We start from the raw sequence: 14,740 nt of genomic DNA on the forward strand, positions 1-14,740 counted from the left end.
TAATCATATCAGACGCCTCCTAGGGTGTTGGTTTGTCATAAGATTAGTATTCCTAGGATTTAGGTGTCTGATTTTGTTATTTTATGGAATTATTTTTAAATCACTACATTACTTGTAAAGTGGTGTACCAAATTGAAAAGAAAATAAAAAAAAGAAGCAGCAAAAATCTACTTACTGCTTCATTGAAAATAAAATATGATGCAGAAATGCTATATTTGTTGGCGTTTCTTCATCCAGTTTGGAATCAGTGATATGATTACAAAAAATACGGCTGCAATTCCCAAATACATGAAGGTTTTCTTTATATCCCCCTGGCCGCTTACAATAGACCCACCAGCAAAGCAGAAAGCGGCAGCTCCGGGAAGCATGCAGATCCATGATACAAGCACATATACAGAAAATTTGATTTTTGTAAGTCCATAGGCATAATTTTGCAGGTTAAAGGGAAAAACCGGTACAAGGCGCGTGATCATTAACATTCTCCAACCCTGTCTTTCTACTCCCTCGTCTATTTTTTTAAATTGTTCATTTCCCTGTACCCAATCTTCCACCATAGACCTGGCAGCATATCTTGCAATTAAAAAAGCTGCAGAAGCTCCCAGGGTTGCACCTATGGATGCATAGATAGTTCCCCACACAGGACCAAAGACAAAACCTGCTAAGATTGCAATGGGCAAACCCGGTAGGAAAAACACACAGGCAATAATATACAGCAATATATATACCAGTGGTCCGATGGCTCCAAATCCTTTTATCCATGCATTTAATTTTGTAATATTTTCTATACTGATGTAGTCTATGGTTCCAAAATACTTCATCAGTCCGATAACTACTGCCAAAACGACTAAAACAGAAACCAATTTTGCCACATGGTTCGTCTTCCCACTGGACGTTTGTGTTTCATTGATTGCTGTTGTTTTATGATTGGACATCCTATCACTCCTTATTGTCTTTACATTTTAAAAATGCATCAGCATTTTTCCATAAAAATTATTCTTTATTCCAAAACCTTCCGTATGGCTAATTTTGATTTATACCGATTTATCCAGCTGGTTACGGGACTGCTGGGCACTCCCGGAAACTCAGTATCGGACGTCCAGGGTCCTCCGAAAATTAAATCTAAAATATGGACAGCCCTTTTTCCGCCTTTCACCATAGATTCCCTGCATGCGGCACAATAGGCAACCATATAATCGGATGATACTTCGGCCGTCCTTCTTTTCATGACCCTTAAAGCCAACTCCGGATTTGCAGGCACCACCATTCCCCCAAAACCGCAGCACCTTGTATTTTCTCTGGTATGGGGCGGTTCTTCAAACTTGTAGCCCAGTTCATGAATAATCCATCGAATACCCTCATGAATCGTTGTCCTATGTCTTGTGGGACATGAATCATGGATGGCAAATACAATATCACTCTTTTTGCCAATCCCCCTGGATTTTTTAGGCAGCCCGATCTGTGGGAGCAGCTCCCACAGGGAAATCACCTTTTGTTTTGGACTATCCTCTGTCATTGTTAAAAAGCAGGATTGGCATGCTACAATAATTTCCTCTGCCCCTAATCTGTCAATTTCTGCCTGCAGGGTTCCATAGCGTTCTTTAAATTTTTTTTCTTGTCCGAGGGCTTTTGTGGGTTTGCCGCAGCACTTTAAAATGGCTCCTGTTCCAGGCAGTTTTTCTTGCAGATATTCCAGTGTTTTTTCCACAAGAATCGGATTGTATGAAGGCAGACTACATCCCGGTATAAAAACTCTCTTCGTCTTTACAATATTATCAGCCATATTAAGACCTCCCCTTACGATTCACAGCTGGACGAACAGTATTAAATAACTTTGAAAAACCTAGCATTTGATGGATTTCTATTGCCTTATGACCCTTTATCGGTGATTTTCCGTTATTCTTCTTCACCATTTCCTTTCTAATTTCCATGAAATGCTCATGTATCTTGAAATTTTTAGGACATGCAAGGGTACATTGACTGCACATGTTGCACGAAAACGGTATGATGGGATCTACACTGCCCTCTTTCAAAATCCTCTGGAATAATTCCTTCGGATATGCGCAGAAATCATTCAACATTTCACATTCCTTCATGCAATGCTTGCATTCACACTGCAAACATCTGGCAGCTTCCTGCAGTGCCTGCCCTTCGGTAAATCCCAAATCGACCTCTGCAAAATTCTTGATTCTCTGGTAGGGGTCCATCTGATTTGTTTTGATTCTTGGAATATTGAGCACCTCATCTTTTACCTGGGTTTCCAGCCATGTTTTATAACATCCTTCAAATTCTCGTCCCTTTTTCATATCTTGTCCTTGCAAATATCTATCCACAGAAATGGCAGCCTTTCTTCCTTCGGCCATGGCTTCAATCACAATGGCGGATCTACCGCTGGCATCGCCCGCTACAAATACATTTTCCAAATTGGTTTGCAAGGTGATGGGATCTACCGCAAACCTTCCGCCCCTCTGGATTTCTATTTGCTCTTTGTTGACAAAAGAACTGTCTACGGCCTGCCCAACTGCAAATATTACATTTTCCACCGCAAACATTTGTTTATTGTTTTCATTGTATTGGGGATGGAATTTTCCATCCTGGTCGAAAACAGAAATGCATTCCTTCACCTCAAAACCTGTAACTTTGCCGCCTTGACCTATCATCCTTTCAGGCCCGAATCCTGCATGGATGATGACGCCTTCGTCTTCTGCCTCTTCCACCTCCCAGGAATGGGCCGGCATTTTGTCCTTTGATTCAAGACAGAACAAATGCACTTCTTCAACACCTAATCTTCGGGCACTTCTTGCTACGTCCATTGCCACGTTTCCTCCTCCAATGACTGCAATTTTTTTGCCCAGAGGAAATTTTCCCGTCAGGCTTACCTCCCGCAGAAAATCAACGGCATGGAATACACCGTCTAACTGGTGGCCCTCCACAGGAATCACAATGCCCTTATGGGCACCTACCGCAATAATCACTGCATCATGGGTTTTTCTGATTTCATCAAAGGAAATATCTTTGCCGACTTCAATGCCTAACTTAAATTCGACCCCAAGTTTGTGAAGAAGACCATATTCAAAATCGATAATATGTCTCGGAAGCCTGTATTCAGGGATTCCCACCCGCATCATTCCTCCGACTACCTTCAACTTTTCAAAAATTGTTACCTGATATCCTTTTTTTCTTAAATCCAAGGCCGCCTGAGCACCTGCCGGACCTGCGCCAATGACCGCCACTTTTTTTCCCTTATGGGGCTCCACGGTAAGATCCCACTTTGCTTCATCATCGTAATGGTCTGCCACGAATCTTTTTAATGCGGCAATTGCCATTGGTTGCTGAAAAACTTCTTCCCGCTTGCATTTTTCCTCACAAGGATGGGCACAAATCCTGCCTAACGTTGCCGGAAGAAAAAGTTTTTCCCGAATGACAGCAATCGCATCTTCATATTTGCCTTCCCCAATGAAGTTTACATATTTTTTAACATCCGTATGCATTGGACAAGTAGCCTCGCAATAGGGCGGGGCGTCTCCCATACATCCCTCTACAATATCCTGCATATGTTTTTTTATGTCTTGAGATAGCATCGTAATCCCCCTTTATACAACATACACTGATGATATATCTAATTGGTAGCTGCTCAAGAAATATAGCTTTTGCATAGATTTCATTCTAAAGTTGCAAATCTATAGCATAATAGCATAATAGCATATTATATATAGGGAAACAATTTTAAAATTGAATATTCAGCCATTAAATCCTCCGTCATTGCAGGAAAAGGATTATCTTTTATTTCTGAGCTATCCATTAAAAGAGAATTACATGATGGCATATGAAAGAAAATCCATATAGAAAATCTTGATCTCATTTCAGAATTTTATGTGGCTTGTCGAAATGGCCATACGCTGCTCCCCCATGCGGAAGATTTTATTCGTTTTATCAAATCAAGCAAAAGGGGATTTTGTTAATCTATCGTGAATAAAAAAACTATGGCCTTGCCAAAAGGCCATAGTTTTTTTATTCTTCATCCTCTTCTTCGCTTTCCAACAGCTCCTCATAAGCCGCCGCCACTGCATGAAATTCTTCATCATCCTCAACACACTCCAGTGTGTATTTTCCATCCTCCTCAATCATTTTAAAAATAAAGGCTTCCTCTTCTTCAGCATCCAATGGCAAAAGTATGGCATATTCTGACTCATTCACTTCAAGGGTTGCAATGACTTCAAACTCTGTTTCATTTCCATTTTCGTCCAATAGGGTAATAATGTTATCATTTTCCATTTTTCTCACCTCATTTTATATTGCGGCTATCTAAGTAGCCTTGTAAAATATATGTGGCTGCTACCATATCTATGACCTGTTTCCGTTTTCCCCGGCTGACATCTGCATCGATTAAGGTTTTTTCTGCCGCTACAGTTGTCAACCGTTCATCCCAGAGGATGATCTCTTGGGAAAAGTGCTGTCTCATTCTTTCAACAAATGCCAAAACCTTTTCCCCCTGAGGTCCTACGGTACCATTCATATTTTTGGGCAAACCAACAACAATTTTATCCACTTCTTTGTTTATGATCAAGGTTTCCAGTTTTTTTAAATCTTCCTTGATATTTGTTCTTCGAATCGTTTCTACTCCTTGGGCCGTCAAGCCTAGCAAATCACTAATTGCAACGCCAATGGTTTTGTCTCCTATATCCAATCCCATGATTCTCATGAATATTTCCCCATCTCTAGACAATTTTTATACAAAAATTCGGGCAATAACTGCTGCAATAGCTACAGAGAACACATTTTTCCCTGTCTACCATCAGGGTGCCATCCTTCAGCTTTAAGGCACCATGACTGCAGTGGTGGACACAATGGCCACATTTTTCGCACCAGAAGTCGATATGTAATTTCCGTTTTTTTTGACGAATTTTTCCCTGCAATGCTTCCGGCACCGGCTTGCCTTCAAATCTTAAAATATTGGCTGTTACTTCTTCCTTTGTCTGCATTCCTACGGCAATGGCATCTAAAAAAGGGATGTTCAACACATAATCAAAACATTCATCTACAGAATGGATAAGATTCCCTCCCCCAAGGGGCTTCATGCCATATATGCCTTTTCCTTTTTCCTTTGCCACTCGAATGGCCCTCAACATATCTTCGGCCGTTCCATCTTGTATTCCCAGTCCAGCCTTATTGATGATCGGATGAATCACATCAATTTCTTCCATTTTTGCCGCAGCTTCAACAGCTTTAATGGTGTGGGTAGAAATCCCTACTGCTTTTATGATGCCCTGCTGCTTCATTTTTATATAGTAATCCAACGCTTGGTAATGACCTCGAAGGGTATGCTCGCTTTCCTGCTCGTGGAGAAGAAAAATATCGATACAGTCTATTTTCAATGAACGCAATGCAAAATCCAAGCTTTTTTTTGCTGTTTCACCATCATGGGCATACGATTTTGTGGCAATGACAATGTCGTTTTTGGGGACAATTTCCAACGCTTTTCGAATATGGGGATACGTGCCGTACAGCTCTGCAGTATCAATGAAATTTACACCCAACCGGAAGGCTTCGGCGATGATTTCTCCTCCCTCATCAGGACGAAGATTTGCCTGCAAAGGACCTACCGTTAACCCTCCAAAGCATAGTTTTGAAACCCTAATTCCTGTATTTCCCAAAATACCATATTCCATATCGATGACCTAATCCTTTTCCCTGGGTATATAAAAGGTAAGATACAGCATGCTCATTGCCAAGAAAATAATCCCCGTTGCAGAAGCTACAATCCCCGAATCGTTTACGAGAAAACCTACAACACAGGCAACAACAATTCCTGACCATCCTATGGCCAAATTGGGATAAAGTTTTGTCAATTTGTATACCGCCCCTACAGGTCGGTAGAATAGAATAGCCAATATGATGATCGCACTGAGCAATACTTTGCTCCAAATGGTTACACCGATTAACTTTAAATTCATGGCAATTTTTCTATTTATAATCAATAAAATTATGCGAGGGCCTTCCGTCATTATTTGCTGAATTGCCCCTGCAAGGTGAGATTTGCTTCCCAGCCAATATATATCTACAAAAGCCATGATGGCTACAGAAGCAACAATTGTAAGCCCAATGATCACAAATTGTTTAAACCTCATCCGAACCTTGTAGAGCCGAAGGGAGACAAATACAAAGGCAGCAACAGCAGTCATGGTTCCACCCACATTGGCTCCCAGACCCGGAAAACCAATGATAACAATAGTGACAGCAAAGACAGCAAGACACCAAATTTTATTGACTTGAAACCTGTCAATCATTGTGGTGCTAAAAACTAAGGCAGCACCAATCAAAACACCCATATATTCATTGCCTATCCCGTAATAACGGGCGCCAATGATGGGATCATATCCCAGCAATGAACTTTGAATCAGTTTTCCCCCTGTGGCAATATCCGCCAACAAGCCTACCGTTGTCATAGAAGAGAGCATCAGAATACTGTCAATAATTTCCCTGCTGATTTTTTTGCTCAAAAATGTCAGCAATGCTGTAATGCCAATCAGCAAAAGATAGGTCATGAGCAAGTCTTTTTTTACAAAGACAGGTAATATCAACAACACGAAAGGTACGGTCATAGTGCTTAACAAAACATTTTTAAAACGATTTACCAGTTTTTTATCTAGCCTGTTCTGCATTAAAATAATTGCTAAGGCGGTAATAGAAACAATAATTTCGAATATGGCAAAGGTTGACAATACCGGATACCTGTGATTGGAAATGGCTACGGTTTCCTCATTGAAACCCAGTATATATGCATAATTATTTTGTTTGGGAATATATTTCATGGGCCTGCCGGTCATAACATCGGAAGACGCCCCTAAATAGTCTAATATAGAAGGGGCAATATCTACATTGCCTACAATTCCTTCCCTTCTTGTGGTACTTGATGTTATGACCCCTTGCTGAATGCCATCACCATAGACAACAATGGGTGTAAGCCTGTCACCGTTTTTGATATTGGCGGCAGACGGATAGGGAGAAACAAGAATAAGTCTTGTATGGGCAAAATCGATATATGTATTCAGCTTGCCAAGGAATTGATCCATATCTTTCAATATGGTTTTCTTTTGTTCCAAGTACCGTGCGTCAGACATATAATCTTTATATCTTTCTAAACGTCCGATGTCTCCCAGGTCAATAGCGATAAAATCGGCCTTTGTCCATACATCACGAAATATTTCCTCTAATTTTTCATAATTTGTCTTAAGGCCGAAGGGGTACATTGGATTTTTTTCTAAAAGATTCGGTCCCACAGCGCCATAATCCACATATCCCTTTTCATCCATTGCGATGATGGGGGCTAATCGGATCATTGCATCATCTGTATCCCCGTTTCCTAATGCTGCAGTCCTCATTCCAGCATTATGCAGGGCCTGTCCGAGAGCCCCTGGTACTGCCCCATACTCACCTTCCATATTCAATTTTATCAATTTCGCCATTTCCAAGTTGACAATTCCTTCATTTCCAGGAGAAAAGCCCATCCTCCTTTGATATACGCTGCTATTTTCTTTCGTAACATTTTCACATTTTATAGAATCAGAAGATGCTTCTGCTCTTACTCCTGTACCAATAGTAGCATAGGCTTTATAAATATTGGCCCTTGTAGAGGTTCTATTATTCATTAGGGCGATCGCACCACTATTTATCATTTCTTTTATGGAATGAATGCTATATAAATCCTCAAAGTTTACCTCATTGATTGTGATCAGCACTACTTTTTTTCCTTCTCCTGCATGAACAGGGGAGAAAAGAAAGACAGACAAGATGAGCCACAGAATGATTGATTTCACGAATGGTTTATTCAATATTCATCCCACCTATTTATCCTCTAAATATTTTTTAATCAATTCTTCCAATAATTCATCCCTTTCCAACTGGCGAATTAAACTCCTGGCATTGTTATGGTTTGTAATATAAGTAGGATCTCCTGACAGAATATAACCTACCAGTTGATTAATAGGATTATAGCCCTTTTCTTTTAACGCTTTATAGACATTGACCAGTATTTCTTCCGCTTCGTTGGCTTTTTCTTTATCCACATTAAATTTCATTGTAAAGTTGAATTTCTCACTCATTGCAAAGACACGCTCCTTTCTTTCCTTAATAATAATATATTTCTTATATTCTCTACAATTATACACAATCCTCCAATAATTTAAAAGCATTATGTCCAAAAGATATTGACGCAATAAATAGACGAAGGTTTTGCGGAACCTCCGTCTATTCGAAGAAGTTCTTATTTTACCTGTTTTTCTACCAAGGCCATAACTTCCTGTAATGCTTCATTGATTTTGGCAATATCCTTTCCTCCTGCCTGGGCCATATTCGGTCGACCGCCGCCGCCTCCACCTGCAATCTTTGCAATTTCTTTTATGATGCTGCCGGCATGGATTCCTTTTTCTACAACATCTTGGGTTGCCATAGCAAGGAAATTCACCTTTTCATGGTAATCGGCACCTAAAACCACCAAGCCGGACCCCAGTTTATCCTTCAATTTGTCCCCAAGATTTCTTAAACTATCCATATCCACACCGGAGAGTCTATATGCAACTACCTTTATGCCCTTCACAGATGTTGCTGTTTCCAATATTTCATTGATTGCCCCACTGGCTAATTTATTCTTTAAGCTTTCTGCCTCCTTTTGAACGGTTTTCAGTTCATGGACTAAATTTTCTACCTTTGCCACAACTTCCTTTGGATTTATTTTCAATATAGAAGCGATTTCCACCAATTTTAACTCTTTCTCTCTGATGTATTCATAAGCCTTGATTCCCGTGACAGCTTCAATTCTTCTGACCCCTGCAGCCACGCCGCTTTCACTGAGAATCTTGAATAATCCGATTTGACTGGCATTCTTTACGTGGGTACCGCCACACAGCTCCATGCTATAATCGCCAATGGAAATGACGCGCACCATATCACCGTATTTTTCTCCGAATAGAGCCGTAGCCCCTTTTTTCTTGGCTTCATCGATGGTCATTTCTGCTGCTTCTACGTCTAAGGATTCTAGAATTTTCATATTTACTGCTTCTTCAACTTTTGCAATCTCTTCATCGGTTAATGGTTGAAAATGAGAAAAGTCAAATCGTAATCGATCAGGAGTTACCAAGGAACCTGCTTGTTCTACATGTTGGCCTACAATATCCTTTAATGCCTTATGGAGAAGGTGTGTAGCCGTGTGATTCCTAGCCGTATTCATTCTAGCAGCTTGATCAATGACCCCACGAACGGATGCCCCTACCGCAATTATTCCTTCCAACACATTACAAATATGCAAAATTCTATCATTGTGTCCTTTTTTTACGTCCAGCACCTTCACTTTGCAGGCTTCGTTATACAAAACTCCTTTATCTCCTATCTGTCCTCCACCCTCGGGATAAAATGGCGTCTCATCCAAAATTACCGTGATATGGTCTCCTTCCTTGGCCCCGTCTACAATATCATCTCCCTTTACGATTGCCAACACCTTTGAAGACAGATCAAAGGAGTGATAGCCTTTAAACTGGGATCGTATTTCATTGGCGAGCCTGCTGTATATGTCGTCTTTCCATCCTTCGCCTTCATGGTCTTGACGGGCAGACCTTGCCCTTTCTCTTTGTTTCTCCATTTCGATTTTGAAAGCTTCCTCATCCACAGAAATTTTTTCCTCTTCCAATATCTCTTTTGTCAGTTCTAATGGGAAACCATAAGTATCATAAAGACGGAAAGCACGTTCCCCTGATAAAATTTTTTGATTGGATTCTTTCAATTCCTCTATATAATTCTTTAATATATCGCTGCCTTGGTCAATCGTCTCTTGAAATCTTTCCTCCTCTATGGCAATTACCTTATTAATATATTCCCGTTTTTCCACAAGTTCCGGATAAGCGCCCCCTGAAACTTGAATGACACGATCTACCAATTTATTCAAGAACAACTCTTTAATGCCCAACAATTTGCCATGTCTGGCAGCCCTTCGCAACAGCCTTCTCAGGACATATCCTCTGCCTTCATTGCTTGGCATAATACCGTCGCTCACCATGAAGGTAACAGAACGGATATGATCCGTGATAATTCTAGTAGAAATATCCTTTTTTGGATCTTTTCCATATGGCTGTCCCGATATTTCTACTACACCATCTAAAATATAGCGTATGGTATCAATTTCAAAAATGGAATCAACCCCTTGCATAATACATGCAACCCGTTCCAGGCCCATCCCTGTATCAATATTAGGATTCGGCAGGGGATGATAATTGCCTTCCTCATCTTTATCAAACTGGGTAAATACATGGTTCCAAAACTCTACATAACGGTCGCAATCACAGCCCGGTTTACAGTTTTGAGAACCGCAGCCATATTTCTCGCCACGGTCAAAATAGATTTCCGAACACGGGCCACAAGGCCCTAATCCGATTTCCCAAAAATTATCTGCTTTTCCTAGCCGAACAATTCGTTCTGCAGGAATACCGACTCTTTTGTTCCAAATTTCAAAGGCCTCATCGTCATTTTCGTATACCGATACCCAAAGCCTTTCCACCGGCAGCTTCAAATGTTCTGTAACAAATTCCCATCCCCATTGTATGGATTCATTCTTGAAATAATCCCCGAAGGAAAAATTTCCGAGCATTTCAAAAAAAGTAGCATGCCGGGCTGTCTTTCCTACATTGTCAATATCACCGGTTCGAATGCATTTTTGACAGGTGGCCATTCTCTTTTTGGGAGGCGTATCAATTCCCATAAAGTAGGGTTTTAATGGTGCCATCCCGGAATTAATCAATAGGAGACTTTTATCATTTTGAGGCACCAGGGAGAAACTCGGTCTTACAAAATGATCTTTTTCCTCGAAAAAGCTGAGGAACTTGCTTCTTATCTCATTTAAGCTCATTTTATCCATTGTATCAACCTCCATAGATCATATTATAGATTTACAACATCAACATTAAATTTACTTTTATAAAGTTATATTTTTGAATAGCAGTTCACCGCCAGTTGCCAGTCTCCGGCACCAGTGCTGGCTGCCGGTAACTGCCAACGATGCTCCTATGATGCAAAAAGTTCTTCTTCAGAAAAGCGTATACGAAATTGTAGTATTGCATTCGAAAAGGATTCCCAATCCATCATCAAAAAATAAACTCCCGTTCCTAAAAAAAATATAGGGACGAGAGCATTCTCGCGGTACCACCCTACTTACCAAAAAATTTGGTCTCTCCTTTCGTAAATACCCTGCAGGATAACGGCTGCAACACCGCCAATCTCTACTAAAGTTTCAAGATTAGTACTCCGAAGCTGCTTCCATAGATATCTACCGGAGGTCTTTCAGCCCAGGAACCCCCCTCTCTGGAGATAGCATTTCTATGTACTCCTCTTCATCATTGTATTTTCAATATTTACTTTAAAAAATTATATAAAAATTAGATTTATTTGTCAATTCCCATAGGAATGATTTGTCAAAATTTCTCTAGAGATTTATATTCTGATAATAAGATTCATGATATGCTTTCCTACAATTTTCATGCTTGCAGCAATGGGAACTGCAAAAAGCATGCCCACGATACCCAACCATTCATTTCCGATTAGCAAAACAAGAATAACAGTAATGGGATGCAAGCCCACACTATCTCCTACGATCTTCGGAGATAAAATGGCACTTTCGATTTGTTGTATGGCTGTAAATGCAATAATTACCCAAAGGGCTTTGGATGGACTGTCTAATAGAGCCACGACGACGGCAGGAATTGCTCCGAAAATCGGTCCAAAATAGGGAATCACATTAAAAATTCCGGCTACTGCACCAATCAGAAAGGCAAAATCCACTCTAATCACCAAAAGAGCCAAGGTACTGAATATCCCTACAATAGCAGCTACAAGCAATTGGCCTCTTATAAACTTGCTCATCAGTATATCAATGTCCCTTGCAATGGCCACACATTCCTCTCTGCAGCATTTAGGCAATAGGAATATAATTTTCTTTTTAAAAAAATCGGCATCTTTCAAAAAATAAAATGAAAATATAGGAATCAGGACCAATCCTACAAGATGGGAAAATATATCCAATAAATTGGCTGTAAGCTTTTTTAATGTATTCATAATGTAGTATTGTATATGGGAAATATTTTCTTCAATAGCCTCTTTTACCCCCGCAAATTGAGGAGATATATTATCCAATTGTCTGATTTTCAAATATATTCGATTCACAAACTGATTTGCCTGATCTGAGTACTGGGGCAAAAGCGCAATCAAATTACTAGTTTCCTTTGAAATTTTAGGAGTAATGGTAACGAAGAGGAGTATCAAAGCTCCAAATAGGGATGCATACAGAAAGATAACAGCCCAAACCCGTTTCAAGCCTCCTTTTTCCAAAAAATGCACCACAGGACTTAGTAAATAAGCAAAGATTATAGACCAAATGATCGGATGGAGAAGCTGCCCCAATAATTTCCTGTACTGATAGGCGATTATGACAAGGATAGCAAAAGTTAAGAATATCAATAAATAAAAAAAGTGTTTTCTTTTTACGCTTAAGGCTTTGCCAGGTTCGATATACCTGTTACCGATATGAATAAGATAGTATATGGAAAACCCCAGGAGAAACATCAACAAAACATGGATGATCCCCCCAATCACTAAAAACAAATAAAATAAAGGTTTCCCTTGAACAAGCTTTATTATATCCAAGCCGCTATTCACAATATGAATCTCCTTTTCTTACTTGTTCAAAAGCAGCTGCCAAATCAGCTGCTTTAAAATAAATATATAGTCATTGCTAAAAAATATTCATCCCACGGGTCATTCCAATGACACGGGTTGCACTTTTCAACATTTTGCCGCCCCTTCGCATGAATCTTTTTCTTTGGCGGGAACTCATCCTGCTCATGGCATACAGTCCCGCTGATGCCCCGATAATTCCACCGGTAAGCATGCCGGTCAAAAATCTGTCTCTCATCATCAACACTCCTTTGCAAGAATTTGCAGTAGTAAGTTTGCACTATTCTAAATCGAGCATTTTTTTTAATCCGCCTGTATTAGAAAGAATAGAATGCTCGCTCGCTGATGAGATAATGATTGTACTGGTATTCAGTCGAATACCGTTGGCAAGAGGCAAAACAGAACGCCCTTCCACCAGATCATGGAACAGTCCTTCCGACAGGATTAACCCTGTCAATTTGCCTGTGGTCGCATCCATGATGATATCTTGAACGATTCCAACATTTTGCCCTTCCTCTGTCATCACTTCAACCCCTATGAGTCTTTGCCAACTGTCCCACCCATTTGCCCTTTTCTCATTTTTAATCATATCTTGACTTTGAATAACCATGGCATCTGTACCAATGCTTTTGACATTTTGAAAATAAATCATTTTGCAGGTGTGAAAATATCCTCCCTCATCTACCAGGAAGCCTATGACTTGCATATCTTCACTGTTGTATAGAATATCTTTCACTTCAATTGCTTTACATCCTTCATCCAAGCATATCACCGGTAAACCTACAACATCACACCCTCTTTTCATCAAGTCAAGTCACCACTCTTTTGCAAAAAAAGTAGTTTGCTTCACATTTAGTATTCCACATCAAAAAATAAATAATGCACCTTTCGGTGCATTTCAATTATCTTACTTTTTTTACGATGGTTCCTCCGCCTAGCAATATATCCCCATCATAAAACACAACGGCTTGTCCTGGAGTAATTGCCCTTACGGGTTTTTCAAAAACAACACGTACCCGATCTTTTTCCAACGGATATATTGCAGCTTGGACAGGTTTTGCATGATAACGAATCTGTGCTTGCACCGGAAATCCTTCCTGGATCTTATCCAAATGGATAAAGTTCACCTGTTCGGCCAGAAGCTCTATGCCGAAGACATCTTCATTAGTTCCAATCACTACCTTATTTTCTTGGGGAATGATGTCTACAACATAGGCCGGTTTTCCTAAAGCAATCCCAAGTCCCTTGCGCTGGCCTATGGTATAATGGACAATCCCTTTATGGGTGCCGATGATATTTCCATCTGTATCCACAAAATTGCCGGGAACAATTTTGTCAGACTTTCTTTCCTCAATAAATTTTCCATAATCATTGTCTTTTACAAAGCAAATTTCTTGGCTGTCGGGTTTAGATGCCGTAGAAAATCCTAATTCCGCAGCAATTCTTCTCACTTCTTCCTTAGAAGCAAATTCCCCTAAAGGCATTAAAGTATGTCTTAACTGCTCCTGGGTAAAATTATATAATGCATATGTCTGATCCTTTGCAGCGGCATTTGATTTTTTTATTATAAATTTATCTATTTCTTTGTCATATATAATTTTTGCATAATGACCGGTAGCCACATAATATGCGCCAAGCTGATGGGCACGTCTCAATAATTCATCAAACTTTATATATTTATTGCATGCAATGCAAGGATTTGGCGTTCTTCCTGCCATATACTCATCGATAAAATATTGTACTACTTTTTTTTCGAATATATCTTGGAAATTCATTACATAGAAGGGAATTCCCAGCTTGTCTGCTACCCTTCTTGCATCATCTGCAGCAGACAATCCACAGCAGCCGCCTGTGTTTTCAAAATCCTCTTCATTCATTTCCGGCCATATTTTCATCGTTATGCCAATAACTTCATAACCTTGCTGCTGCAGTATATAGGCAGCTACGGAGCTATCTACGCCACCGCTCATGCCGACAACAACCTTTTTTTTATCCAAAACCATCATTTTTCACCTGCTTTTTTTTCACC

General features: G+C 40.0%; 13 protein-coding genes and 1 other annotated feature. All 13 genes read right to left on the reverse strand.

Going from position 1 to position 14,740, the window contains the following annotated elements; all coding sequences use genetic code 11:
• Positions 1 to 209 precede the first annotated feature (209 nt).
• Positions 210 to 932 carry a TVP38/TMEM64 family protein gene (locus tag AN619_RS13190; RefSeq protein WP_068557682.1) on the reverse strand — a complete coding sequence of 241 codons (723 nt, stop codon included), beginning with the start codon at positions 930 to 932 and terminating at the stop codon, positions 210 to 212.
• Between the two features lie 65 nt (positions 933 to 997).
• Positions 998 to 1,780 carry a (Fe-S)-binding protein gene (locus tag AN619_RS16040; RefSeq protein ID WP_068557684.1) on the reverse strand — a complete coding sequence of 261 codons (783 nt, stop codon included), beginning with the start codon at positions 1,778 to 1,780 and terminating at the stop codon, positions 998 to 1,000.
• Position 1,781: 1 nt separating this feature from the next.
• Positions 1,782 to 3,578 (reverse strand): FAD-dependent oxidoreductase, encoded by a 1,797-nt coding sequence (locus AN619_RS13200; protein ID WP_068557686.1) that lies wholly within the window; start codon positions 3,576 to 3,578, stop codon positions 1,782 to 1,784.
• Positions 3,579 to 4,008: 430 nt separating this feature from the next.
• Positions 4,009 to 4,272, reverse strand: a complete 264-nt coding sequence (locus tag AN619_RS13205) for a DUF1292 domain-containing protein (protein WP_068557688.1) — start codon at positions 4,270 to 4,272, stop codon at positions 4,009 to 4,011.
• 10 nt (positions 4,273 to 4,282) lie between these two features.
• The gene (gene ruvX, locus AN619_RS13210; protein WP_068557690.1) at positions 4,283 to 4,699 is read right to left on the reverse strand and encodes a Holliday junction resolvase RuvX; all 417 of its coding nucleotides are present in this window, start codon (positions 4,697 to 4,699) and stop codon (positions 4,283 to 4,285) included.
• Positions 4,700 to 4,715: 16 nt separating this feature from the next.
• A complete protein-coding gene (locus AN619_RS13215) occupies positions 4,716 to 5,666 on the reverse strand; it encodes an aldo/keto reductase (protein WP_068557691.1) in 951 nt (316 codons plus the stop codon).
• 9 nt (positions 5,667 to 5,675) lie between these two features.
• Entirely contained in the window at positions 5,676 to 7,829 is a 2,154-nt protein-coding gene (locus AN619_RS13220; protein WP_068557693.1) for a hypothetical protein, read from the reverse strand.
• Between the two features lie 12 nt (positions 7,830 to 7,841).
• Entirely contained in the window at positions 7,842 to 8,099 is a 258-nt protein-coding gene (locus AN619_RS13225) for an IreB family regulatory phosphoprotein (RefSeq protein ID WP_068557749.1), read from the reverse strand.
• Positions 8,100 to 8,260: 161 nt separating this feature from the next.
• Positions 8,261 to 10,900: an alanine--tRNA ligase gene (gene alaS / locus AN619_RS13230; protein ID WP_068557695.1), complete on the reverse strand. Its 2,640-nt coding sequence runs from the start codon at positions 10,898 to 10,900 to the stop codon at positions 8,261 to 8,263.
• A gap of 257 nt (positions 10,901 to 11,157) precedes the next feature.
• Positions 11,158 to 11,388: a binding site (T-box leader), on the reverse strand.
• 84 nt (positions 11,389 to 11,472) lie between these two features.
• Positions 11,473 to 12,693, reverse strand: coding sequence for an AI-2E family transporter (locus AN619_RS13235; protein WP_068557697.1), 1,221 nt, complete (start codon positions 12,691 to 12,693; stop codon positions 11,473 to 11,475).
• A 76-nt stretch (positions 12,694 to 12,769) separates the two neighbouring features.
• The gene (locus tag AN619_RS13240; protein ID WP_068557699.1) at positions 12,770 to 12,949 is read right to left on the reverse strand and encodes a hypothetical protein; all 180 of its coding nucleotides are present in this window, start codon (positions 12,947 to 12,949) and stop codon (positions 12,770 to 12,772) included.
• A 42-nt stretch (positions 12,950 to 12,991) separates the two neighbouring features.
• The gene (locus AN619_RS13245; RefSeq protein ID WP_068557701.1) at positions 12,992 to 13,516 is read right to left on the reverse strand and encodes a PRC-barrel domain-containing protein; all 525 of its coding nucleotides are present in this window, start codon (positions 13,514 to 13,516) and stop codon (positions 12,992 to 12,994) included.
• 97 nt (positions 13,517 to 13,613) lie between these two features.
• The gene (mnmA, locus tag AN619_RS13250; protein ID WP_330382092.1) at positions 13,614 to 14,717 is read right to left on the reverse strand and encodes a tRNA 2-thiouridine(34) synthase MnmA; all 1,104 of its coding nucleotides are present in this window, start codon (positions 14,715 to 14,717) and stop codon (positions 13,614 to 13,616) included.
• Positions 14,718 to 14,740: the final 23 nt, after the last annotated feature.

Source organism: Thermotalea metallivorans (genome assembly GCF_001562415.1).
GTDB classification, from domain to species: domain Bacteria; phylum Bacillota; class Clostridia; order Peptostreptococcales; family Thermotaleaceae; genus Thermotalea; species Thermotalea metallivorans.